This is a genomic window from Thalassotalea euphylliae (genome assembly GCF_003390375.1).
Classification (GTDB): Bacteria; Pseudomonadota; Gammaproteobacteria; order Enterobacterales; family Alteromonadaceae; genus Thalassotalea_F; species Thalassotalea_F euphylliae_A.
In genome coordinates, this window is record NZ_QUOT01000001.1 from 2023482 (window position 1) to 2048264 (window position 24783).

16 protein-coding genes are annotated in these 24783 nt (G+C 45.5%); 7 read left to right on the forward strand and 9 right to left on the reverse strand.

The features are described from left to right. Nucleotides 1–93: 93 nt before the first annotated feature. Entirely contained in the window at nt 94–1083 is a 990-nt protein-coding gene (gene dusA, locus DXX94_RS08960; RefSeq protein WP_116015298.1) for a tRNA dihydrouridine(20/20a) synthase DusA, read from the reverse strand. 125 nt (nt 1084–1208) lie between these two features. Continuing rightward, complete coding sequence (locus DXX94_RS08965; RefSeq protein ID WP_116015299.1) at nt 1209–2090, reverse strand: LysR family transcriptional regulator; 882 nt, start codon at nt 2088–2090, stop codon at nt 1209–1211. Between the two features lie 176 nt (nt 2091–2266). Here DXX94_RS08965 and DXX94_RS08970 point away from each other — a divergent pair, with 176 nt between their 5' ends. Then, nucleotides 2267–2644, forward strand: a complete 378-nt coding sequence (locus DXX94_RS08970; RefSeq protein WP_309545214.1) for a YybH family protein — start codon at nt 2267–2269, stop codon at nt 2642–2644. 110 nt (nt 2645–2754) lie between these two features. Here the strand turns inward: DXX94_RS08970 and DXX94_RS08975 are convergent, their stop codons facing one another. The 5 genes from DXX94_RS08975 to DXX94_RS08995 form a co-directional block, all read right to left on the reverse strand. Then, nucleotides 2755–4488, reverse strand: a complete 1734-nt coding sequence (locus DXX94_RS08975; protein WP_116015301.1) for an alkaline phosphatase D family protein — start codon at nt 4486–4488, stop codon at nt 2755–2757. 243 nt (nt 4489–4731) lie between these two features. After that, nucleotides 4732–12690, reverse strand: coding sequence for a beta strand repeat-containing protein (locus DXX94_RS08980; RefSeq protein ID WP_116015302.1), 7959 nt, complete (start codon nt 12688–12690; stop codon nt 4732–4734). Between the two features lie 419 nt (nt 12691–13109). Continuing rightward, nucleotides 13110–14216, reverse strand: a complete 1107-nt coding sequence (locus DXX94_RS08985) for an NADH:flavin oxidoreductase (protein WP_116015303.1) — start codon at nt 14214–14216, stop codon at nt 13110–13112. A gap of 145 nt (nt 14217–14361) precedes the next feature. Next, nucleotides 14362–14973 (reverse strand): TetR/AcrR family transcriptional regulator, encoded by a 612-nt coding sequence (locus DXX94_RS08990; RefSeq protein WP_116015304.1) that lies wholly within the window; start codon nt 14971–14973, stop codon nt 14362–14364. 89 nt (nt 14974–15062) lie between these two features. Beyond that, nucleotides 15063–16013 carry a LysR family transcriptional regulator gene (locus DXX94_RS08995; protein WP_116015305.1) on the reverse strand — a complete coding sequence of 317 codons (951 nt, stop codon included), beginning with the start codon at nt 16011–16013 and terminating at the stop codon, nt 15063–15065. A 160-nt stretch (nt 16014–16173) separates the two neighbouring features. Here DXX94_RS08995 and DXX94_RS09000 point away from each other — a divergent pair, with 160 nt between their 5' ends. The 3 genes from DXX94_RS09000 to DXX94_RS09010 all read left to right on the forward strand — a co-directional run bounded on the left by DXX94_RS09000 (nt 16174) and on the right by DXX94_RS09010 (nt 18828). Continuing rightward, the gene (locus tag DXX94_RS09000) at nt 16174–16701 is read left to right on the forward strand and encodes an NADPH-dependent FMN reductase (RefSeq protein ID WP_116015306.1); all 528 of its coding nucleotides are present in this window, start codon (nt 16174–16176) and stop codon (nt 16699–16701) included. Between the two features lie 251 nt (nt 16702–16952). Further along, a complete protein-coding gene (locus DXX94_RS09005) occupies nt 16953–17705 on the forward strand; it encodes an AraC family transcriptional regulator (RefSeq protein ID WP_116015307.1) in 753 nt (250 codons plus the stop codon). 235 nt (nt 17706–17940) lie between these two features. Beyond that, nucleotides 17941–18828 carry a DMT family transporter gene (locus DXX94_RS09010; RefSeq protein WP_116015308.1) on the forward strand — a complete coding sequence of 296 codons (888 nt, stop codon included), beginning with the start codon at nt 17941–17943 and terminating at the stop codon, nt 18826–18828. 40 nt (nt 18829–18868) lie between these two features. Here the strand turns inward: DXX94_RS09010 and DXX94_RS09015 are convergent, their stop codons facing one another. Next, nucleotides 18869–20074, reverse strand: a complete 1206-nt coding sequence (locus DXX94_RS09015) for a helix-turn-helix domain-containing protein (RefSeq protein ID WP_116015309.1) — start codon at nt 20072–20074, stop codon at nt 18869–18871. 265 nt (nt 20075–20339) lie between these two features. Here DXX94_RS09015 and DXX94_RS09020 point away from each other — a divergent pair, with 265 nt between their 5' ends. Next, entirely contained in the window at nt 20340–21107 is a 768-nt protein-coding gene (locus DXX94_RS09020) for a DUF2306 domain-containing protein (protein ID WP_116015310.1), read from the forward strand. A 5-nt stretch (nt 21108–21112) separates the two neighbouring features. On the opposite strand, the gene DXX94_RS09025 is transcribed toward DXX94_RS09020, so the two are convergent. Continuing rightward, nucleotides 21113–21997 carry an SDR family NAD(P)-dependent oxidoreductase gene (locus DXX94_RS09025; protein ID WP_181901523.1) on the reverse strand — a complete coding sequence of 295 codons (885 nt, stop codon included), beginning with the start codon at nt 21995–21997 and terminating at the stop codon, nt 21113–21115. Nucleotides 21998–22291: 294 nt separating this feature from the next. On the opposite strand from DXX94_RS09025, the gene DXX94_RS09030 reads away from it, so the two are divergent. Together DXX94_RS09030 and DXX94_RS09035 are read left to right on the forward strand one after the other, a co-directional pair. Further along, nucleotides 22292–24139, forward strand: coding sequence for an RluA family pseudouridine synthase (locus DXX94_RS09030; protein ID WP_116015311.1), 1848 nt, complete (start codon nt 22292–22294; stop codon nt 24137–24139). A gap of 100 nt (nt 24140–24239) precedes the next feature. Then, nucleotides 24240–24782 (forward strand): hypothetical protein, encoded by a 543-nt coding sequence (locus DXX94_RS09035; RefSeq protein WP_116015312.1) that lies wholly within the window; start codon nt 24240–24242, stop codon nt 24780–24782. Nucleotide 24783 lies beyond the last annotated feature (1 nt).

A 24783-nucleotide genomic window follows, 5' to 3' on the forward strand; every position in this document is an offset into this window, starting at 1 on the left:
ATTAGTGCAAAATTTAGCTAATTTAACTATTCACTTCATTCGGTGAGCTTTGAGCCACTCTCGCCTTAGCTAAATGGCTCTGACTAATCCTAGCTAGGAAGCAATGCTGACCGCATCTTCATTAACGAGGTCGAATGCACGACGTAATACGTCACCCGTTTCGCCAGCTAACATCGCATTTTCACTTAAATAGCGACGAAATTGCTTTGCCCCCGGCAAGCCATTGCATAGCCCTAACATATGGCGAGTCACGTGTGAGGCTTTAGCCTTATTGCCGCCAGCAACGTGTTTATCAATATACACCGCCATTTTCTCAATGACTTCTGCACGTGACACTAATGGCTTATCTTGACCGTAAATCACTTGATCTGCTTGCGCCAGCAGATACGGATTTTGATAAATTTCACGGCCAATCATCACACCATCAATATGATTTAAATGCGCAAGTGATTCGTCAAAGGTTTTGATACCACCATTAATGGAAATTTCTAAATGATTAAAGTCTTGTTTAATTTGGTAAACACGACTGTAGTCAAGCGGTGGAACATCGCGATTTTGTTTTGGACTAAGGCCAGATAGCCAAGCTTTGCGAGCATGAATAATAAAGTGATTACAGCCTGAAGTTTCTATTGTCGAAATAAACTCGTGTAGGAACTCATAACTGTCCTGATCGTCAATACCGATGCGAGATTTTACCGTGATCGGAATATCGGCAGCATCTTTCATCTGCTTAACGCATTCAGCAACTAAAGCTGGCTCTGCCATTAAACATGCACCAAAGCGACCATTTTGCACGCGATCAGACGGGCAACCTACGTTGATGTTAATTTCGTCATAACCCAAAGCGGCTGCACGTTTAGCGCATTCAGCCATTGCTTGTGGGTCACTGCCACCTAATTGCAATACCACTGGATGCTCTTCTTCATTAAAGCCAAGGTAATCACCTTTACCAAAGATAATGGCGCCCGTGGTCACCATTTCTGTATAAAGTACAGTATTGGCAGAGAGTAAACGATAGAAGTAACGACAGTGGCGATCTGTCCAATCGAGCATGGGTGCTACAGAAAGTTTATGAGAAATCATCAAGTTAATTGCGAGCCTTTTTAGTCAAAACAAACACCAGCGGGCTATTCACGCCGATGCGGTTGCTTATTATACGTAATTCAGACAGGGCAAATAAACCCGCGGTTTAAGAATTATCTGTGCGCTTAATGATCGCCAGCCGAATAACAGCGATTAAGCTGTTGTTCAATCGCTTCAATACAAACTTTAATACTCGCAGGTAAGTGCTTATCGTATGTATGTAAAGCGTACACATTGTTGGTCGCAAGTTGTAAGTTTGGAAAGACTTCTTCTAGCTGAGACGCTAATTGATAAAAATGAAAATCGGGTATTAACCCTATGCCTGCTACCTGTTTGAGCAGTGTAAGGCAGGTATAAAATGAATTTGCACGACAATGAGCAGTTACTTCAAAGCTTTCTTTTTTACCATTTTTATCGATAAAACGATGTTCAATTTGCTGACCTTGCCAATGATTGGCAATATATTTAGCATGCGTGATATCAGTTTCCCTCAACAGCGCTTTGCTACCACAAAGCACATCGCGAAACTGACCAATTCGGCGCTGTTTAATGTTGCTAGCTAAAGAGCTACCAACTCTAATCGCGATATCAATGTTCTCAGCCACTAAATCAAACGGCTTATCACCGCTGATCAGCTCGGGCTTTAATAGCGGATATTGGCGAAGTAATTCGCCGATTGCTGGCGCAATGATGATATCCATTAACGCATTCGGGGCGGTGATCCGCACTTGACCTTTCGGGCTTGTCAATGATTCCTGCGCTTGCTGCCAAGCATGATCAGTGAGCTTGTTAACCTCTTGGCAAGACTGATAAAAAGCGCGTCCAGCAGCAGTTAAGGTATGCCTGCGCGTGGTTCGTTTGATCAAGAGTACACCTAAGTCGTTTTCTAACGCGCTAAGGTGCTGGCTAACCACTGATTTCGAAAGCTGCAGCAAAGCCGCTGCTTCAGTGATAGACCCTGATTCAACGATTTGGGCAAATATCGACATATGACGTAATTTATTCACGCTATTGCTCTGCCTTCAATTGTTCGCACTCCCCTAGCCCCTGTGTATATATTTCTCCAATTAGCATTATTGTTCTGTTTTTACGAACATACAATTTTATTAACTTTGTTTTTGCAGATAATAAAAATACTTATGATCCACTTATCAATTGATTCAACCCAATCGCTAAGGGGATTATGATGACAAATGAAGAAACATTAGCGTTGTGCAAAGCTGGTATTAGCGCTTGGCAAACTGCATTTAACAATCAAGACGCTGCTGGTTGTGCGGCGCAATACACGCAAGATTGTGTAATGGAAGCTAAGCCGATCGGCACTTTTACAGGGCGTGAAGCGATCCAAGAGTGCTGGCAAAATATCATTGACCAAGGTTTTGCCGACGTGGTTTATTCAAATGTAAACTGGCAACCAGCAGACGATGGCGGCTATATTCTGACTTCAAGTTGGCAAATGAATAAAGCATATGGCGTAGTCCATCGCGAGCATTGGGTAGTTGAAAGCGATGGTAAAGCGCGATTAAAAAGTGATGTGTTTGAAATTCAAGGAGAGCGCTAGTCTAGGATAGTACTAGTGACAATGTCCTAAATAATACCTGTGGTTATTCACTATCAAACAAAAATGCCAGTCAACGACTGGCATTTCATCGATAACAGTAACACTAAATGCTAGCTTTGAATAACGTTAGTGCCTGCAGCTACGGTTAACGTATTGCTGCGCGCCTCAAGCGCTTGATAACTTGTACTGGCCACCGTATCTAGGTGAACCCATTGCGCCGTTGCCGCTTGCTCAGTAAAGGTCACCACCATATAACCGCGGTTTGCAATATTGGTGTATTGCAAGTCATTCACAAGTACTTGTAGTGCTTGCTCTGCCTGCGGTACAAAGCTTTCTGGCACGTTCAAAAAGGTTTCTAAACCCGGGGAGCTGACGCCTGCGGTGGCGAATTCAACCCCAACATTGCTACCTGATTGGTCAGTTAGGTTATTGGCCCACGCGTTGTGCGTGTCTCCCGCCAAAACCACTAGGTTGTGATTAAGCGATTTTGCTGTCCCTAAAACCACTTCACGCTCAACCGCATAACCATCCCACGCATCTAGGTTGTATGGAATTTCAATCGCAACACGCGCGCGCTCTTGCTCTGTTACCGTCGGATCGCCAGCGGCTATACGCCCTTTAATTTGTGCCAGTTCGCCAAAGGTTTGCAATAATGTGGGTGATGGATTGGCAAAGCCTGCTAATAGTTCAGCAGGAACATTCATGCGTCCCATCAATATCTGTTGACCTAGTACCTGCCAAGTTGCAGAAGACGCCACTAACCCCGATTGCAACCAGCCAATTTGCTCAGCACCCAGCAAGCTTCGATTCGCGCTCATTGCCGTAGTAAAACCAACCGCATCTAACTGCCCCGTTGTTGGGTCAATAAAGTTCTGATAATCAAGCTGTTCATCACGAGCAAGCAAGCGCGTATCTAGCATATGTAAGTTAACTAAATCGCCAAATTGGAAACTGCGGAAAATGCGCTCGTAGTCACTGGTCGCAATTGGACGAATAGGTAGCCATTCAAAATAGGCCTGCAAACCAGCCGATTTACGCACTTGGTAATCGCCTTCCCCTTCGTTATGATTTTCCGCACCGTCGCGCCACGCATCGTTAGTCACCTCGTGATCATCCCACACAGTGATAAAAGGTACTTGCTGGTGCAATTGCTGAAGGCTCGTATCACTTCGGTAAAGCGCGTAGCGTTTGCGATAGTCTTCTAAGGTAATACATTCGGTATTATTGTCGGCAGGTAATGACCGACCAATCGCCTCTGCATTTTCTGTCGCAAAACCACCATCGCCATATTCATAAATGTAATCGCCCAAATGTACGACGGCATCTAAGTCATCAAGCTGTGCTGCGCTGTGGTAGGCATTGAATTGACCTGCAGGATAGTTTGCGCAAGAAAATACCGCTAATTTAACTTGTGCCACTGACCCTACTGGTAAGGTTTTCGTCATACCTACAGGAGAGAAAGTTTCACCAGAAACAAAGCGGTAATAATACCTTGTATTGGCGGCTAGTTGTTGAAGATCGATTTTTACGGTGAAGTCTGAGCCTGCTTCTGCTTCGGTTGTACCGTTGTGAACTAAGTCATTAAACTCTGCATCAGTGGCTACTTGCCAGCTAACATTGACGCTATCGACTGCTGATAAAGGCGTTACGCGCGTCCAAATAATAACGGCGTTATCTAGTGGGTCACCTGAAGCAACACCGTGGTTGAAAGCTACTGGTATAATCGGTGAGACAGGTACCTCATCGTCGTCATCCGAACACCCCATTAATCCTGTCGAAATTACTGCTGTACCAAAGCCTGCCATTGACGCTTTGATAAACGCGCGACGCGTAAAATTACTCATTCCTTCACCCCAATATACTTCTAATTTTTATCGTTATTATCTGAGTAGCGATGCTGTTCTGATATAAATGGTGCACCACCACCCAGTGTTAACCACTTGTTAACGGAACCATACTAGAAAAATATTACGAGAAAGTGAAGTTGAATAATCCAACAACTTGTGTTTACAAAATGCACTCCCATTTAAACGAATAAGTGATTTATTTAGTTAAAGAAACAGTTCTGCAATCAACTAGACAAAGCATTACTGAAAAGTAGATAAACTTGAATTTTTGTCAGATGTCGAAAGGCTGACGATAAACCATAGCAGGCAATAAGATCTGCCGGCTCGTCTTTTGTGTGCTAACACAACACTGGCAAGCAAGAACAAAAGCGGAACACTAGGCTCGGGCACATCCGTTGGTAGCTGTGCCAATGTCAGCGCCAACCGCCAACCATTCACATCGTTTACCCATTGGCCTGCCCAGCCAGCGACTAAGTTGACATTAAATTCACTTAAATTGATTAGCTCGCCTGCATCGTCTAGTACATCGCCGCTAATATTAAGGAAGTTCAGTGTTTGCCCAAGTACATCTGGTAACTCAAGGCCGCCTAGAAATTGAAAGTCAATATCCAGCGCGCTCAGCAGGGTTAAATTACCCAGAATATTAATTGTGTCATGAATAAAGCCTCCATTGCCATCTACGCTGAGCTCTACCGTCAAATCAACATTGTCCCAAACCGTATCGCCGTCAAATGTCATCAATCCAGGGCTATTACCAGCATTTATTTGCGCGTTGGTCAGTAGCGTTTGGCCAATAAAGCTACCTGAGCCAGAGAGCATAGTATCTGTCAGCGCTAAAATATCGTCGGTATTCACTCGAACCACACCGTTGTTGATCAGCATACCTGATAAGGTATTGCTACTGGCAAAGTCAATCGTAGCGCCTTGCTGGTTATTCAGAGTGCCTGCGAAATTATCAATACGCCCGCCATTGTTAACTGTTAGTTGCCCGACATTAGATAGAGTGTGCTGATTAGTCAATTTGCCAGCAACGGTCAATTGGCTGGAATTAGCAAGTTGGCTACTCGTCGCAAAATCGCCTGCAATCGCATATTGATCAAACTCGCCAGCGGTAATCAACTGCTCAAAGCTTACATTTAATGCAATAACTCCCTGATTGCTATTAGACATTGACAAGGAGTTAATCACGGAATCTGCACCTGAATATTGATTTTCTATTAAGGCACTATCTTGGTCATTAAATTCGAGTAACAATCCTTGTTGCTGTGTGTAAGTTGCTGCGAGGTTGCTCAGTGCAACAATCGGGCTATAAAGCAATACATTATCCTCTCCAGCACTGTCGCGAATGGTATGCTGCCCTTCACGGCCAAGCTCAACAACGTACCTATCGTTTCCTTCACCGCCGTAAAGTATGTTGTGACCACCGCCACCATTTAATGTATCGATACCTGATAACCCCTCAAAAATATTGTCTTGATCATTACCTGTTAGCCGATCATTAAATGCAGAGCCTCTGATATTTTCAATATCAGTCAATAAATCTGAGCGACCGCCGGCATTGCCAAAGCTGACCTCATTCTCATTTAATGTGACGCTAGCTGCGCTGGTCGCATCAACATAGGTCACCCAATCGTTGCCCTCGCCACCATCTATGGTATTTATACCCGAGCCACCATTTAAAGTATCGTTACCGCGCCCACCATAAAGCGTGTCATCACCAGCTAAACCGGCTAAGTGATTATCGGCATTGTCGCCAATAAGTGTGTCATCAAATCTAGAACCACGAATATTTTCAATAGCAATTAACACATCATTGCTGCTAACGCCGCCACCGCCACGATTTAGTAGGTCGACATGGGTGCTCTCGTCCGAGTTCGCATAACTTACCCAGTCAACTCCCTCACCACCGTCAAGTATATTGTCGCCACTGCCGCCAAGTAACACGTCACTTCCCATGCCACCTTGCAGGTGATCATTGCCACTGCCACCACTTAACCAATCATCACCAGCCAGACCTTGTAAAGTATCATTACCCGCTAAACCGCTAAGCCTATTGGCTTGGCTATCACCAATTAAAGTATCACCTGATTGCGAGCCCATAAGATTTTCAATGCTCTGATAGGTATCACTTAGATGTTCTGCATGCGCTTGACTGGTTGACAGATCCGCAGTCACGCCAATGTTTGACCACGCGTAGCTGACCGTATCTTGATCACTACCGCCATCAAATTGATTATTACCTTCACCACCTTCGAGTAAATCATTGCCAGCACCACCAATTAGCGTGTCATTACCAGCCATGCCAAGTAATTGATTACTGCTTTGATCACCAATTAAGGTGTCGTTCTGCGCCGTGCCTTTAACATTTTCAACGTTAATAACAGTGTCGACACCACTATTTTTTATAACTTGGCCGCTCGCTAGACTAACAAATACCCCCTGATCGTTAGCAATAGCATTACTGTTAGCGCTGTTATTTACTCCAGAGTAATCGAGCCAGTCATTGCCTTCGCCGCCATCCAGCATATCGTTACCTGCTGTTGCTATCAGGCGGTCATTACCTGCCATGCCCATCAAGGTATTGTCTTGTTCATTACCAACAATCTCATCGGCAAAAGCCGTTGCTTGGACGTTTTCAATGGTATTAACGTTGTAGCGAAGTGAATTATCTATGGTGATTTCGCCAGATGTGAGATTAATAACAGTACCAGCATCGCTGGTCAATTTGAGCCAATCATTCCCTTCATCGCCCGCAGCCTTACTGATATTTTCATCGCCCGCATTAAGCTGGATGTTAATAACGTCATTTCCTTCGCCCCCATCGAGGCTATTAATGCCAGTACCACTGTAAAGCTCGTCATTTCCTTTTCCCCCGACAAGATTACTGTTCAGCCCAGCACGCAGTATATCGTTGTGCTCACTTCCTCGTGCGGTTTCAATACTTACCAGTTGATCAGAAAAGCCTGTTCCCATTGCCGTTTGTGCTTGCAGGTCAACCTCAACGCCGCTAGTGCTCCAATCATAATTAGCTTCGTCAGTACCTGCGCCGCCGTCTAACACATTCGACCCTAAACCACCGCGCAGCACATTGCTGGCGCTGTTACCGGTCAATTGATCATCAAAGGCTGAACCGACGACATTTTCAATTGAAAATAAGGTATCACTGCCATCGGCGCCAGAAGCCACGCCGTTCGCTAAATTAACGACAACAGCTCCGTCAGCATTAGCGTAGCTAGCCGTGTCCCTGCCAAGCCCACCTACCAATACATCATTACCCTGCGCACCTTGCAATACGTCATTGCCAGCGCCGCCATCCAGCCGATTATCGCCACTGTCACCATGCAAGCTATCGCTGTGTTCACTGCCAACAATATTTTCAATCGCTATCAGAGTGTCATTGCCTGAACCACCTGATGCATTACCTAACGCTAAACTCACTTCGACACTTGTCTTGGCATCTGAATAACTAGCGGTATCAATGCCACCTTGACCATTGAGCACATCGTCGCCTAGCCCCCCAGTCAGCACATTGTCTAGTCCATCACCACTAAGCTGATCATTGAAATTCGAGCCAATGACATTTTCAATGGCCGAGAGGGTATCATTACCCGCCCCACCTGATGATTGCCCAGTGGACAAATCAACCGTAACACCGCTGCCCGCCTCAAGGTAACTAGCGGTATCAATACCATCACCACCATCTAAAATGTCGTTGCCGAGTCCGCCAGTGAGGGTATTGGCCAGACTATTGCCAATAAGCTTGTCGTTATGTACTGAACCAATAATATTTTCGATTTGTACTAAGGTGTCATTACCCGCGGCGCCGGTCGCGTTATTATTGGCTAAATCAACATCAACACCACCGATACTGTCTTGGTAACTCGCGGTGTCATTGCCAGCACCGCCAACTAAACTGTCGTTGCCGAGACCACCAGTAAGCAGGTTATCGCCATTATTTCCCAACAACACATCGTTATGCGCAGAGCCGACAACGTTTTCAATACTGCTCAGTAAGTCAGTGCCATCTGCGCCTTGTGCAAGGTTACTAGCCAAGTCCACCACAACACTGCCTGTGGCCGAACTATAGTTAGCGGTATCATTGCCAGTACCACCAATTAAACTGTCGTTGCCAAGGCCACCAGTGAGCATGTCATTGCCATCGCCGCCAACTAGCAGGTTGTTTGCAGTATTGCCTGTTAGCTGGTCGTTATGTTGACTACCAATGAGGTTTTCGATTGAGCTTAAAGTATCTGTGCCATCTGCGCCGCTCGCTTGTCCTGTCGATAGATTCGCGACAACATCGCCATTGGCAAACTCATAGCTGGCAGTATCATTACCCAAGCCACCTGATAACGTATCGTTGCCACCACGCCCCATCAACAGATCATCGCCATCTCTGCCATCAAGCACGTTGTCAGCATCATCCCCCAATAAAGTGTCATTATTTTTCGAGCCGACCAGCCCTTCAATATTCATCAGCAAGTCGACACTATTCGCAGTAGTGACCACACCTGTCACTAAATCTGCAATGACTTGCCCGTCGTTATTGCTATAGCTCACGGTATCACTGCCTGCACCGCCATCAAGCGTGTTAATGCCTACACCGCCAACTAAAATATCGTTACCCAATCCACCAGAGAGCACATTGTTAGTGGCATCACCGATTAAGGTGTCGTTATGCGCAGAGCCAATGACATTATCAATTTGCACTAAGGTGTCGTTGCCATCAGCGCCTGTTGCTGTATTGCTGGTTAAGTTAACAGAAACTGCGCCAGCTGCATGCTCATAGCTTGCGGTGTCAATGCCTGAGCCGCCCAGTAAAACATCATTGCCACGACCACCTTCGAGCAAATTGCTGCCCTCGCCTGCAATTAGCGTGTTGTGTTGTTCATTGCCAATCAGCGTATCGTTGTGCTGACTGCCAATAATATTTTCAATGGAAATTAACGTGTCATTGCCACCCGCGCCAGCGGCTTGCCCTGTGGTTAAATTTACATTCACGCCACCAGCAGCATCGATATAGGAAGCCGTATCGTTTCCAGCAAGACCGTTGAGCACATCATTGCCCAGATTGCCCTTTAAGATATTGTCTTGATTGTTGCCAACCAAGCTATCATCAAAATCTGAACCCGTAATATTTTCAATGGCAATTAAGGCGTCATTGCCCGCACCGCCTGAAGCTGTACCAGCCATTAAATTCACATTCACACTACCAACAGCACCTCGATAGTCTGCTGTATCTGCGCCGCTGCCGCCATTTATCACATCATTGCCTTGGCCGCCAGTAAGCACATTATTTTGGCTATCGCCAATCAAGATGTCATTGTAAGCAGAGCCAATCACATTCTCGATCAACACTAAACTGTCATTACCAGCGGCTCCCGTTGCGCTAAAGCTTGCTAGATTAACGCTTACACTACCACTGGCTTGTTGGTAACTTGCCGTATCTGTACCTGCGCCGCCATTAATCACATCGTCACCTAGGCCGCCAGTGAGCACATTATCTTGGTTGTTGCCAATTAAAATATCGTTTTGTGCCGTGCCAATGACGTTTTCAACGTCGACCAGTAAATCAATACCGGTCGCAGTTTGCGCCGTGCCATCAGCGAGATTGACGACCACGCTATTAACCGTTTGCTGATAACTCACGGTATCTAAGCCATCGCCACCACTGAAAATATCGCTGCCACCACCACCGATGAGCAAATCGTCACCAGCACCGCCAAATAAGCTATTGCGACCCGCATTACCAATTAAAATATCGTTATATTGGCTACCACTGACATTTTCGATGCTAGTTAAGGAATCGCGACCATCACCGTTAGTCGCTTCGCCAATCGCTAGATTGACAAGTACGCCGCTGGTCGCGCCAACATAACTAACCGTATCATTGCCGCTACCACCAACTAATGCATTATTGCCTGCGCGACCAATCAATAAATCATTGCCACCCAGCCCTTCTAGTAGGTTGTTACCATTGTCGCCAATCAGTACATCGTTAAATTGTGAGCCTAATACCCCCTCTATCGAAACCAAGGTATCGTTACTGGTCCCTTCAGCATTGGCCTGACCCAAGAGCAGATCGACAAGCACGGCGTTACCTGACATTTGATAAGAGGCTATATCAAAGCCATCACCGCCATTTAAGAGATTTTCTCCTCCTTGTCCGGCCAAGATATCATTGCCTTGCCCACCTAACAGCCGGTTATTATTCGCGTTACCAATAAGGGTATCGTCGTGGCTTGAGCCAATAACATTCTCAATCTGCAATAAGGTATCATTGCCATCTGCGCCACTGGCAGTGCCCGCCGCTAGGTTAACAGTAACGCTGTCGCTGGCATCGGCATAGCGCGCGGTGTCATTGCCTGTGCCGCCTATTAATAGGTCATCTCCCAAGTTACCTTGTAAAACGTCATTACCTGCGCCACCCAGCAGTTTATTGTTACCGCTATCACCCGTTAAATTATCGCTAAATTCGCTGCCAACAAGGTTTTCAATTGAAATTAAGGTATCACTGCCGTCCGCGCCAAATGATTGACCAGTGCTTAGGTTGACATCCATCCCGCCGCTTGCTTGAGCATAATTAGCGGTATCTTCGCCATCGCCACCATCCAAAGTATCGCCATGACGCCCGCCCGTTAAGACATTGTTGTGTTGGTCGCCGACTAAGGTGTCAGCAAAATCAGATCCCGTAACATTTTCAATCGAAATCAGGACGTCTGGGCCATCTGCGCCACTTGCTCTACTAGTTGAAAGGTCGACCGTTACGCTGGCCAAGGCATCGATATAACTGGCCGTGTCAATTCCGCTACCACCATCAATTTCATCGCGCTCTAACCCGCCAATAATCGTATCGTTGCCACCCTCGCCAAACAGTCGGTTGCGAAGGTTATCGCCGTAAATCACATCATCAAAATTACTGCCAATAATATTTTCTATGGATATGAAGTCGCTAAAATCGCCAACATCGCCAACGGTAACATTGGTCAATAGATTGATGTCGACACCTACTCTTGAATACTGAAAACTTGCCGTATCTTCGCCTTCTCCCCCATCGAGTAAGTCATTGCCTAAACCACCCGATAATATATCGTTTCCCTCGCCACCGAACAGCCTGTCTAGTCCCTCGCCACCATTTAACTGATCGTTGCCAATACCACCGCGTAACTCATCACGACCGCTGCCGCCCGTAAGTTGATCGTTACCGCTACCACCATCGAGGAAATTATTACCCGCCAAGCCATCAAGGACATCGTTGCCCGCGCCGCCATTCAGCAAATTATTCCCCACATTGCCGGTTATGGTGTCGTTATAGATACTGCCAGTAGCTTGCTCAATACCGGTAAAGGCAGTATCCACCTCAAAACCTGTCGCGGTGCCGGCAAAGAGCTCAATCGTCAAACCTGTCACGAGAAACGGCTCGAAGTAAGTGGCGAATGTCAGCGCATCAATCCCTTGTCCACCATCAATAACATCTTGCCCACGCGAGCCAAGAAACACATCGTTACCTGCTAGCCCAAGCAGCACATTGTTGCCATTATCACCGCCAAGAACATCATCGCCATTAGTGCCGATAACATTTTCAATCGCCACTAAGGTATCGGTAGTTGAGCCAACAATTGCTTGCTGATTAAACAAGTTAACATTCACACTTTCAGCTGCTGCCGAATAATTAACGCTATCAATTCCCTCGCCGCCATCGAGAAAATCACTGCCTGGTGAATAAGTAAATGCGTCATCGCCTGCTAAGCCATAAATTCGATTGGCTTGACTATTGCCAATCAAAGCATCGTTAAACATACTGCCGATAATATTTTCAATGCTAATTAACGCATCCTGACCAAAGGCATTTCCTCCAACACCTGTCGCCAAGTTCACGCTTACTGCGACTATGTCGTTGTGATAACTCACCGTATCAAAACCCTCGCCACCATCAAGTGTGTCGCTACCTAAACCACCGATTAAAATATCATTCCCTCCATTACCGTTGATTTGATCGTTTCCTTGCAAACCGTCGATAATATTGTCGGTGCTGTCGCCGCTGAGCACATCATCACCATTGGTACCAACAGTATCAGCTGGCCCAACGGTTTGTGCACGGGCGGTGTTCAAGTTAACGAGTAATAAAAGAAAGAAAAAAACTAACACTGTTAGTTTCATGTCTGGTTTATTTACAGCGGACTCAAGGCGGTTATTCATGGCGATCCCTTTTCCCTGCTTGCTCTCCAATTTGAAATACTGGAAGCGACAATACCGCGGTCGGGTCGTATGTATTTATGGCACGGGGACTAGCTAAGTATTAATCCCACGAAGAGACTTTATTGTTAATTATTTAATGTCAGGACTGATAAGACGGCTTTCAGTATAGTCTAAGTTACTGAAGTCGGTTGTTTATTAGCAAATAGGCTTGAGAACTTGTAAATTTTTTTATCCGCGATACACTTTTGAATTACTTTTGATTGGATAAATAAGATAACAATAGAAAGTCGGTTAATACGAGGAAGAGGCAATTATTTCGAGACTCTATCAGAGTTATTTTTAAAGATTGGCGTAACCTCCTTAGACAAAGCTTGTTCACCTTGCCCAAGGGGTATAAATAACGCGTTAGACTAATTCTGCTAGACTAATTCAGCAAGTTGCGCTTTATCAAAGGCTTTTAGGCTGTCGAATTCGCCAGCTTTTACTTTGTTTACCCAATCTGGGTTAGAGATCAACGCACGGCCAACCGCAACTAAGTCAAATTCCTGCTTACCGATACGATCTAACAAGTTATCTAGGCTAACAGTTTCAGCATCTTTAAAGTTACTGGTGCCATCTTCTGGCAGGAAGTCTTGATTTAAGCCAACACTGCCAACGGTGATGGTGGGTTTACCCGTAACTTTTTTCACCCAACCGGCAAGGTTTAAGTCGCTACCTTCAAATTCTGGCTCCCAGAAACGGCGTTGAGAACAGTGGAAGATATCAACACCAGCATCAGCTAACGGTTTTAAGAAGGCTTCAAGTGCTTCAGGTGTTTCCACTAAACGTGCGCTGTAATCTTGTTGCTTCCACTGAGACCAACGGAAGATAATGGGGTAGTCATCACCGACGGCGGCACGCATCTTAGTGACCAATTCAATCGCAAATTTAGAGCGCGCCGCTAAGTCGCCGCCGTACTCATCAGTGCGTTGGTTGGTACCTTCCCAGAAGAATTGATCGATTAAGTAGCCATGTGCGCCGTGAATTTCAACTGCGTCAAAACCAATGGCTTTGGCATCTACTGCCGCTTGTACAAAGGATTCGATAACTTCGTCAATGTCCGCTTGCGTCATTTCATGACCAGTTTGTTTACCTGGGAATGCCATACCCGATGGACCATAACCCGGTAAATCACCACCCGGCTCAACGCCCGGCTTGCGAATTGCGCCAACATGCCATAGTTGCGGGGCAATTTTGCCGCCTTCAGCATGTACCGCATCAACCACTTTTTTCCACCCTGCTAATGCGTCATCACCGGCAATAAACGGCACATTCGGATAACCTGAAGCTGCCTTGTGACCAACACAGGTGCCTTCAGTGATAATTAAGCCAACACCACCTTGAGCGCGGCGACGATAGTATTCAACCACTAAGTCATTTGGCACATTGCCAGGTGAAAAAGTACGGGTCATAGGCGCCATTACGGTGCGGTTTTCTAGGGTTAATGGCCCTAATGACACTTGTTCAAAAAGTTGTGCACTGCTCATTGTGTTCTCTTCCTTTGTCTTAATTAAGGTAATAATTTATGTGTAAGTTTGTTGTCATTATTAGTTGTAATTTATTTCACTCGCTAACTAACCTCTTAGTCTCTTCTTTAACTAACCTAGAGGTAAGTTAGCAAGGTAAAATTTTTTAACCGGTTTGCTGTAAGCTCGCTTGCACCATTGCTGTCGAGCCAAGTAAAGTCATAATTTGCGCCATGGTTTGTTCAAAAATATCATCGCCATGCACACGAGAATATTGCAGCGCTGCCTTGCAGGCCAATACAACCACCATGGCTTGCCCTTTAGTCTCACCCGCAAAATTAAACTCGCCTTGTTGCCTGCCCTGCGCCAACACTTGGGTAATAAAATCCAACTCGTGTTCGTCCAGCGCCTTTAACCCCGGCCGCATCGCCGTTGGCAAGGAGGCGATATCTACTTGCAAGCTACTTAATGGGCAAATTTTATTCTTACCACAGGCATAGCGCAGATTGGCATTAATGTAGGTATCAAGCTTTTGTTGCGCACTGATATTTGCCAGTAAAATTTTGCGAAATTCCACTTCATGCCAGTCTTGAATGGCCTGACACAGCGCCACACCCAGATCTTCCTTTTTCGGAAAATGATGATGAATACTGGCCTTAGTAATGGCGAGGCGATTGGCGATATCCAAATAGCTAAAATTCTCAAAACCATGGGTTTGTAATAAATCCATAGCCACTGAGATAATTTGCTCTTTGCGATTTTTGGAACGTGTTTGCATAAAATTACGATAACTTACCTCAAGGTAAGTTATCAAGTATAAATTTTATTCAGTAGGTTAAATCCGTAAAAGTAAAAACAGAGGAGTGCTTAAGGCAGCGAGTGAACCGAGCTGCAATCCACTAGCATATCAATAAAGGCGCGCACTTTCGGAGATAAATGTTTACGCGACGGATAGACCACATAAACATCAACATCGGCTTGTGGATAGTCCGAAAACAATATCGCGAGTTTGCCGTCATCTAGCGCCGATTGCATGGTAAAGGCTGGCAATCGACAGATACCATGACCATCTAGCGCCATCGCTAATTCCATGTCTGAGTTGTTGCACATCATGCTGGGATTAACATCCGCCATGAAGGTTTGCCCCTCTTTATCTAGATACTGCCAACGGGTTGGCTGTTTTAAATTGGAGTAGCACAGGCAGCGATGATGTTTGAGTTCTTCTGGGTGCTGAGGCTCGCCGTATTGCTGCACATAGTCGTGTGAAGCAACCGTATAAGCCTTACCTGACATAATTTTTCGGCAAATTAAACTGGACTCCTCCAGTTGATGAGTGGCGCGGATCACCGCATCGAAGCCATCTTGAATCACATCCACTTTGCGATCATTGAGATCGAGCAGCAACTCTACCTGCGGATACTTAGCCATAAAACGCGATAAAATGGGCTGTAAATAATCGTTCGACAACGCGACTGGGCAACTTATTCTCAGCGTACCGCGAGGCACCATATCGTGCTGATGCATTAAACCTAATGCTTGCTCACCATCTTGAACAAGTTGCACACATTGCTCGTAGTAAAGTTTGCCTTCCGGCGTCAGGCCAAGTGAACGCGTGGTGCGGTTGATTAATCTGACCCCAAGCCGCGCCTCCAGCTTGTTAATTTCTTTGCTGATATAAGACGTCGAGTGACCGGTTGCTTCGGCAGCCGCGGTAAAACTGCCGCTATTAATTAATTGGGTAAACACCACCACACCATCAAATAATTTGGTATTGGTGCCGCTACTTAATGAAGAACTTGCATTGGAATTAGAAGTCATTAGGAAATAGTTTTTAAACTTTTACATGATTAATTATCAAATATAAACAATATAGAATGCATTTCAAGTTAGTGATTAACTCAATCGCTAACCATAAATTTACTCAGCTGCTGCTAGCGAATAGCAGCAGGTAACAGCAACAGAAAATTGAGGATTCAATATGAAAGTTTTAGCCTTTGCCGCCAGCAGCAGTACCAAGTCAATTAACAAAACCTTGGCCAACTACGCCGCATCACTAGTCACAGGTGCCGAGTTCGAACTGCTCAATATTAACGACTACGAAATGCCGTTATTTAGCCAAGACAGAGAGGAAGAATTAGGCCAGCCGCAAGCGGCGAAAGATTTCTTCGCCAAACTCGGTGAAGCAGACGCCATTATTATCTCGTTTGCGGAGCACAACGGTACTTACACCGCTGCCTATAAAAACCTGTTTGATTGGACGTCACGCATTGATCAAAAAGTCTTTCAAAACAAACCTGTCGTCTATTTGGCAACATCTCCAGGCCCGGGTGGCGCTGCCAGCGTACTAGCGACGGCAACCAATTCCGCACAGTACTTTGCCGCCGACGTAAAAGCATCGTTATCAATCCCGAGCTTTTACGATAACTTTGATATGGAAACGCAGAAGTTAACCAATGCTGAGTTAGATGATCAGTTAAAAACAGCGGTAGCGCAGCTGACCGAATAGTTTGAATAGTTTGAATAGTTTGAATAGTATAAATTGCGCTGTTACTTAAACACTCGCGAAAGCAGATAGCAAAAACAGAAAAACCTAGAAAACAGCAGTCGATTGGCTGCTGTTTTTTGTTCTCAATAGTCTGCTTGGCTTCGGTATTAGTAGCAGTGTTCCAAGTAGAACGCGAGGTTGTGATAAAACCCGCTAATCGTTATGGTTAACGCTATCAAATAACTATTCACATTATTAGTATTCATATTAATTTGCCTTCAGACAATACAAGTCAGCTAAGCGCAAGCAGCAACCTAGGCATAGCGTTATCGATTCGCTCCTATACGCGAAAGCTTAGTCAGCATCACCACAATCACCACCAGTTAGTGCTGCCGCTGCATGGCAATATTGAATTAGACATCGCAAACGACAAACAAACTATTGGGCCAAAGTGTTGTGCGATTATCTATCAAGGTGAGCTACATAGTTTTGCCGCGGATGAATGCGCCCGTTTCCTAGTTGCCGATCTCACCGACTTGCCCAGCAAATATCTGCCACAGCATCAGCACTACGTTAGTATTTCTGACGCTTTTTACGCCTTTATTCAGTATGTAGAAAAGCAGCTTGCTCAACCTGAATTTGATGACGTATCTAGTGCGCTAACGCCGTTATTTTGGTCACTACTTGCTACGCAAACCAGCACACATACTATCGATAAGCGACTTGCGCCAGTGCTTGATACCATGGCACAACAACTTGCCAACCCGCTGACCTTAAGCGATCTTGCCGAGCAAGCGCATTTAAGCTTGAGTCAATTTAAAGCAGTGTTTCACCAACAACTTGGTACGAGCCCGCAACAATATTTAACGAATCTAAGAATGGAAAAAGCAAAGGCCCTGCTTAGCTATACCGATTTACCAATCGGCCTAGTAGCAGAGCAAGTGGGTTATCAAAACGCTTCTGCGTTTAGTCGGCGCTTTAAAGAAGTGTATGGCCAATCCCCTAAAGCATTTAGCAAACACTAATCTTGTCATCACAATTAGAAGGTTAAAGCTTAAGATTCCAGCTCGACAGATAAATAAACCGGCTTTTTAGCACATTTTAATTTTGCAACTCTTGTACACTACCCAGCATATTTTGTTGTGCTGGTACTGCGCTCCGTTTCCACACTTAACTACTCGCGGTATAAAGGCAAGTTGGTAACGACTATACCAATAGTGCATCAGTAAAAATAATTTTAATCCCAGAGCAAATCGTTTTATGGCAAGTATTTTAGGTACCCTAGCACTGTTCATGTGGTCATCGTTAGCACTGCTCGCAGCTAAAACCACCAATATTCCGGCCTTTTTTATTTTAAGTTGCGCTTTCTTTGTCTCGTTTGGCTTATCGCTGTTATGGCGCTATCAACAGGAAAAACGCTGGTTTGCCAAACCTAAGTTAACAGCCGCGCAGTGGCTGCTTGGCATAACTGGTTTATTTGGCTATCACTTTTGCTACTTTTTCGCATTGCAGTTTGCACCTGTGTTGGAAGTTACGTTAATTAACTATTTATGGCCGCTACTGCTAACGCTAATCCTCGCCCAGCGAGAGCAACGACTATTTGCATTGGCAGGCGGTATCACCGCTTTTCTCGGCATTGTCGTCTTGCTATCCGGCGGACAAGCGACATTTACACAGCAAGATCTTGTTGGTTATTTTCTGGCATTAGGCGCCGCTATTATTTGGGCAAGTTATTCCGCTTATCTATCAAAAGGCAAGAGTGATACCGCAGATATTGGTTGGTTGTCACTCGCTGTTGCCCTGCTTGCGGCAATTTGTCATCTGTTATTTGAGCCTGCCATCAATATCGAACAGCCCACTAAAGTACAGTGGCTCTACTTATTGCTGATTGGCTTAGGTCCGCTGGGCGGTTCATTTTATTTGTGGGAATATGGCCTTTCCAAGGGGAATCACCGCCTTTTAGCTAGCCTGAGTTTTTTTACGCCGCTTTGCGCGTCACTGTTACTCGCTGTATTTGCTATGGCAACTTGGTCACTCGAAATGGCGGCGGCACTAACGTTAATTTTACTAGGTGGCTTGATCACCCATACGCCATCTGTTGTCGATAACTATCGTCAGAGATTAAGCGTTGATAAAGTTACTAGTTAGTGGTTAGTGATTGTTGTTTATAAAGAAAGTTAAAGCTTAACTAATTAGCGGCTTCCAGATGCACTGATTTTCGATATTGACTTGGAGTTTGCTGAGTCTCTTTTTTAAAGGCAGTATAAAAGGACGATTTGGCATTAAAACCAACCGCCATGGCGATATCGACCACAGTATCATTGGATTGTTGTAAAGCCTGCTTGGCCGCTTCTATGCGATATCGATTTACATAATCGAAAAAGTTCGCACCCAACGCTTCATTTAGGGTTTGGGAAATATAGTTAGGCGAAGTATGAATATGACTGGCCAGCTTTTGCAGGGATAACGACGAGTCTAAATATAGCTGGTCTTGCTGCATCGCCTGTTCAATTTTGGCGGCGATAGTATTTGCCTGTTCGCTACTTAGCGCTGAACGTTGGTATTTTGTTTGCTGCTGCTCACTGCTTGTTAATACTTGTTCAACCACTATTTGGCTCGTGTAAAGCTCTTCAAAACCCGGCTTTTGGCGTAGCCCCCACAGGGCAACACTCCACACCATCACTAAGGTGACAGCGCCGCTTATTACGCCATCAAAGCGAAAGGAAAACAGCAGATTGTCAATCAACAAGCTAGTAGCGGCTAACACCCAAACAACGCCAATCGCCAACAATAACCAAGTTAACCAGCGTGCTTCCTTTTCTTCGGTGCTGGCAAATAAATCCTTTAGATGGCGGCGATATTGATGTAACCGACCAATAACTTGGTAAACGTAATAGCCTGATTGAATCACCCAAGCAATGACCAGCAAAAAGGTCACGATTAAGATGCCGCCAACCAGCCATTGCATGGGTGTGGATAAGCTGGTAAGCAGGCTATCATCTCCCAAAACCAAGAGTTGATATTGGATTTCACTGGGCATTAACAGCGCAATCAATGCAACGCCGCCGCCAATGGCAAAAGGCAGAAAATGTACCTTAGAGACTTGCTTAAACTGCCATGGTGACTGCGCGGTAATGCCACATACATAGCACCAAAAACTCGGGGCAATGAGCATCAGCGCTGGTAGTGATAAGATTAAAAAACTGACTCGCCAAGGCGTTGGTAAACTGGCGAGCACAGGCTGACTTAATACCACGCCAACAGAGATTAAACAGACGGCTAATGGCAAATAGGCTTGCAACTTTGTTGCCCGCAATAATAATAAATGGGCGCTAAAAACAATCACCGTCAGCGTGATAAGGTTTAGAGCGAACACTCCGGATTCTGCAACCATAAAAATCTACTTATTCCTTCAAACTATTCCTTTAAAATCAGTCACTCTGACAGTGTATTCTGTTAGTGAATTGTGAGCGTCCAATCCTACAGGCTAGTACGTTTTCTCTGTCACAAGCGCAAAAAATAAGTATTTAGCCGTTCGCGCCAACCCAGTCGGACGCCTAAACACATCGCTTTCTCGATAATCAAATTCACCCTAGCGAAATATATCCGTTAGGTAAATAGACAGCCTAACCGATTCACTGATAGAAAGCGGGAACACAATGAGACAAGCATTAACAGCAAATAGGCAAGCGAGCTGCCACCAGACTGTCGGCCAAAAACCACTCTGCAAAAAACCACCCTGCCAAAAACCACCCTGCCAAAAAACGACAGCGACTATTCCATTTAATTGGCCAGTCGTAAGTACGTTAGCTTTACTGACAGCCATTCCCGCGATTCCGGCGATATTTATTTTGCTCATTGTTGCCATCGGCGCAGGCAACCATCAGGAACTTGCCGCCATGATCAACAGCGCCTATTTTGATGCACCAGCAGCAGTTTATGTTCACGGAGGCTCAGGCATTTTGTTTTTCTTGACCATGCCTTGGCAATTTTCGCCGAGATTACGCCATCAATATGCTGGCTGGCACAAAATCGCAGGTCGCATTGCCGTCATTGCGGGTTGTGTAATGGCGCTTTCCGGTATTTGGATGCACAAACAATTAACACCAGACGAACAAGGCGCACGTTACCTGATATTAGTGGTTATGAGCGCTGCTATCTGTTTATGCTTTTTGATGGCGGTTTGGCATATCGTCAACCGCAATATCGCGCGACATCAACGTTGGATGGCGCTCGCTGTTGCGATAACCTTGGCGGCGGTTACCCCGCTATTTACTGGGCTTTTAGTAATGTTGATGTTTAGCTCATTTGACCAACTCTACCCAACAGCCGCCTCGCTCCATCATCAATATGACCGCCTGTTGGGAATGGCGATTAACCTTGCTATCGTCGAACTTGTATTCCGCAAGAAAGGGATGCCTAGCTGATGAGGCTAGGCCTGCTTATTGGCTTGCTTAAGTGCTTGTTTAAGCGCTAAGTTGCGTGCTTTATATTTTGCTTTGAGTTTCGCGCCTTTGCGATACATAGCAGGTCGTAACTTAGTGCGCAGCCATGGAAACAAATACGAGATAGTCGTCAGTAAACCGCCGCTTGCTGGCAAACACACTTCGCGCTCTTTGCCTAGTGCCACGGTCAGTGCAGCGTCAGCCACTTGTCGGGCGCTGCTCATTTCCTGAGAAAAAACAATATCTTCTACTTGGTCGATATTCGACATAATAAAGCCGGTATCAATTGGCCCTGGCGACACCACACCCACGTGAATATTAAACGGCTTTAACTCGTCCCCAAGTGCATAAGTAAATGAACGCAAACCCGCTTTGGTCGCGCCATAAGCCGCCCCACCTTGCAGTGGCATACGACCAGCAAGCGAGCCAATATTGACAATCGCGCCGCCACCATTGGCTTTCATATGAGGGATCACTTGTCGTGAAAACACTAATGGCGCACGTAAATTCACATCAACCATTTGCGCAATATCTTCCGGCGCAATACCAATAGCGTCGCCACGTTGGTGATAGCCTGCGTTGTTGACCAGCACATCGATACGACCAAATTCTTGCATCACACTTTCTAACAAGGGCTCAAATTGGCTCAGATCATTAACATCTAGTGTTTGGCTCATAACCTTCACCTGAGCACTTAACTCTTGTGTGATCTCATCTAAGGCCTGCTGACCACGAGCAATTAAAACCAAATTCGCGCCCTGTGTCGCGAATACGCGTGCAGCCTCAGCGCCAACGCCCGCTGAGGCACCGGTGATCAGTACGGTTTTGCCTTTCATTGAATCGCTTGCTGCTGTTTCTTGTGCCTGTTGCATATCCTTTCCCCTATCACTTTTCTGTTTTTTTGCCGCAGACTATCGGCGTTATTATTCTTGTTATAGCTCTTGTTATCGCTAGTAAGCTTATCGCTGCTTGGCTTATCACCATTCAATATCGCAAATTGATATCGCCAGTAGCATCATCAAATTCGCATAAATTTTTCAACAACGAGCCTAGCTGCCAGAAATTTCAATTACTTTAACAAGATAGCGAATTACTGACCACTATTTCACCAGCGTTAAGCCTGCATTAAACCAAGCTGGCTGATCTCTGCGGTAGATGAAGGTAAAATGGTACTTTGCAGTGTTATCAATGAGCGAGCGTTTCCTTTGTCTGTTAAGCCTAGCTACTTTATTCCCTTTCAATCTTCGCTCGGTACGATATCGCCACCGAAAAAGTTCACTTATCCATTTTGCTATCAACCGCATAAGCTCGCGATATTAGCGGCGCAGCAACTACAAAGCGCCCTAAGCGATATTCATCCGCTTGCCAGTGAACAAGCAGGTAAAATGTATGGGGTATTGGTGGTCAGAAATCACCAAGATCAGCTAGGTTTTCTGGCTGCCTTCTCAGGTAAAGAGCTAGGTAAAGAGTCAGGCAAGGAATTGGGTAAAGAATCAGGTACAGAAAGCTCACCATCAATCAACTTTGTGCCACCGGTATTTGATGCCGAACGCCAAGATGAATTCTTTGTGGATAAGCAGCGGGAAGTAAACGAAATAAATGCTGAAATCGCGGCGCTGTCCACCACCAAAGTCGTTAAGATGTTGCAGCTAACCGCAGATTCCGAACAAGCCGCCGCTGATTGGCAAATTGGTCAATTACAACAACAACACAGAGACAATCGTCAGCAACGTAAACAACAGCGCTTGCATATAGAAGCGCAACTAACGCAAGCCACATTATCGCCTGCGCAAGGTAAACAAGAGAGTATTGAGCTTTCGCGCCAAAGTGTTGGTGATAAAAAAGCACTAGCTGCGCTAAAAGCTTATTGGCAGCAACGCATTGAATTCGCCAATTCTGCTTTACAAGTAAAGCTCGACAAAATCGCCGCGTTAAAGAAAGCTCGTCGCAAGCTGTCAAACATGCTGCAAAAGCGGTTATTTAAGCAATACAAGATGCTCAACAGCAAAGGCGAGTATGCGGATCTCATCAGCTTGTTTGCCGAAACTAAATCGCCAACACCACCGGCGGGCAGCGGGGATTGCGCCGCGCCAAAATTGCTGCAATATGCCTTTGAACATCAGCTAACGCCCGTGTGTCTGGCTGAGTTTTGGTGGGGTCAACAACCTAGTTCAGAAATTCGTAAACACGGCCACTACTATCCCGCTTGCCAAGGTAAATGCCAACCTATTTTAACCTTTATGCTGCAAGGGCTAGCGCTAGATGATAATCCGCTACTGATCAACCCCGGTGCAGAAAAGCCGCTACCTATTGTCTATCAAGATGAACATTTGGTGGTGGTCAACAAACCTGCGGGCTTGCTATCGGTGCCCGGTGTAACTATTGCCGATTCAGTGGCAACACGTATTCAAGCACAGTTTCCCAATGCTACTGGTGGTTTAGTCTTACATCGCTTGGACATGGCAACTTCTGGCTTACTGGTATTAGCGCTGAACGAACGAGCTCACAAGCATCTGCAAAAACAGTTTATTAATAAGGTAGTGCAAAAACAGTACGTCGCATTGCTTGAAGGGAAACTAACAAACAAGGAAGTAGTTAATGGTAATTTAGCTAACAGTGAACTAAGCAAGCAACCGAGCAAGCAGCTAAGTAACCAACCAACCAAACAAGCAAGCGGCGAAATTCACTTACCGCTGATTTTGGATATTGACGACAGACCACGCCAGAAAGTCTGTTTTACTGATGGCAATCGAGCTGAAACGCTTTGGCAAGTGCTGGGTTTTGAAGAACATGGCACTAATACCCGCACGCGAGTAAAACTCACCCCTGTCACTGGCCGCACGCACCAACTACGGGTGCACTGCGCACACCCAGACGGATTAAATATCCCCATTGTTGGCGATAAGCTTTACGGCACTGGCGACAAGCGTTTACACCTGCACGCCCAACACCTTAGCTTTTTACACCCGATCTCGCAGCAGCGACTGCACTTTGAGGTAGCGCCTGAGTTCTAATATCAAATTGAATGATTGGTATAAGGTACGCTGATCTTTTAGTAAGGCAAATTGGTATTAACAACTAATATTTTAGTTATACCACATTAAACTTATTAGCATGAGCACTGTCGATATCACCGAGATCTACCCGATTTTGCAAGACAAACATATGTACGCACAATCGGGTTTATCGCTAGTGACCATTTATGATGACAACTGGTTTGTCCGTAACGACTACGATATTTTATCGCGCGGCCAACGGGACTACCTGCAAACCTTTTTCCACCAACAAGGCTTTATACAAAAAACGGGAAAAATTATGGTCAATGGTGAAATTGAAGTTCACTTCCCCGATCCAAAACGAGTGTTAGCATTGTCTAGTTACTTTCCTGAAATGCTAACACCTGATGCTAATTACTTAATTGCCGTGACCCCAACCACCTTTGCCGAAGCCCTATTTCATCAGCAAATCGCTAACCAAACCGACTCACTCGACAGCATAAAGTCACTGATTGATAAATGCCCCTATAACATCGAGCTACTGCGTGATATTAGCTACCGCACCGCCATTGAAGACATTACCAAAGCCTCATTTGACGAGCTCAAGCGCTATCAGCAGCAAGTGATTATTAAAAAATTTAAGCGGAAAAAGGCGCTCTAGA

What these genes read in the sequence shown, in the direction of transcription:
- dusA (WP_116015298.1), bottom strand. Translation starts at nt 1,083, where the DNA reads ATGATTTCTCATAAACTTTCTGTAGCACCCATGCTCGATTGGACAGAT.
- DXX94_RS08970 (WP_309545214.1), top strand. Translation starts at nt 2,267, where the DNA reads ATGATGACAAATGAAGAAACATTAGCGTTGTGCAAAGCTGGTATTAGC.
- DXX94_RS08975 (WP_116015301.1), bottom strand. Translation starts at nt 4,488, where the DNA reads ATGAGTAATTTTACGCGTCGCGCGTTTATCAAAGCGTCAATGGCAGGC.
- DXX94_RS08980 (WP_116015302.1), bottom strand. Translation starts at nt 12,690, where the DNA reads ATGAATAACCGCCTTGAGTCCGCTGTAAATAAACCAGACATGAAACTA.
- DXX94_RS08985 (WP_116015303.1), bottom strand. Translation starts at nt 14,216, where the DNA reads ATGAGCAGTGCACAACTTTTTGAACAAGTGTCATTAGGGCCATTAACC.
- DXX94_RS08990 (WP_116015304.1), bottom strand. Translation starts at nt 14,973, where the DNA reads ATGCAAACACGTTCCAAAAATCGCAAAGAGCAAATTATCTCAGTGGCT.
- DXX94_RS08995 (WP_116015305.1), bottom strand. Translation starts at nt 16,013, where the DNA reads ATGACTTCTAATTCCAATGCAAGTTCTTCATTAAGTAGCGGCACCAAT.
- DXX94_RS09000 (WP_116015306.1), top strand. Translation starts at nt 16,174, where the DNA reads ATGAAAGTTTTAGCCTTTGCCGCCAGCAGCAGTACCAAGTCAATTAAC.
- DXX94_RS09010 (WP_116015308.1), top strand. Translation starts at nt 17,941, where the DNA reads ATGGCAAGTATTTTAGGTACCCTAGCACTGTTCATGTGGTCATCGTTA.
- DXX94_RS09015 (WP_116015309.1), bottom strand. Translation starts at nt 20,074, where the DNA reads ATGGTTGCAGAATCCGGAGTGTTCGCTCTAAACCTTATCACGCTGACG.
- DXX94_RS09020 (WP_116015310.1), top strand. Translation starts at nt 20,340, where the DNA reads ATGAGACAAGCATTAACAGCAAATAGGCAAGCGAGCTGCCACCAGACT.
- DXX94_RS09025 (WP_181901523.1), bottom strand. Translation starts at nt 21,997, where the DNA reads ATGCAACAGGCACAAGAAACAGCAGCAAGCGATTCAATGAAAGGCAAA.
- DXX94_RS09030 (WP_116015311.1), top strand. Translation starts at nt 22,292, where the DNA reads ATGGTACTTTGCAGTGTTATCAATGAGCGAGCGTTTCCTTTGTCTGTT.
- DXX94_RS09035 (WP_116015312.1), top strand. Translation starts at nt 24,240, where the DNA reads ATGAGCACTGTCGATATCACCGAGATCTACCCGATTTTGCAAGACAAA.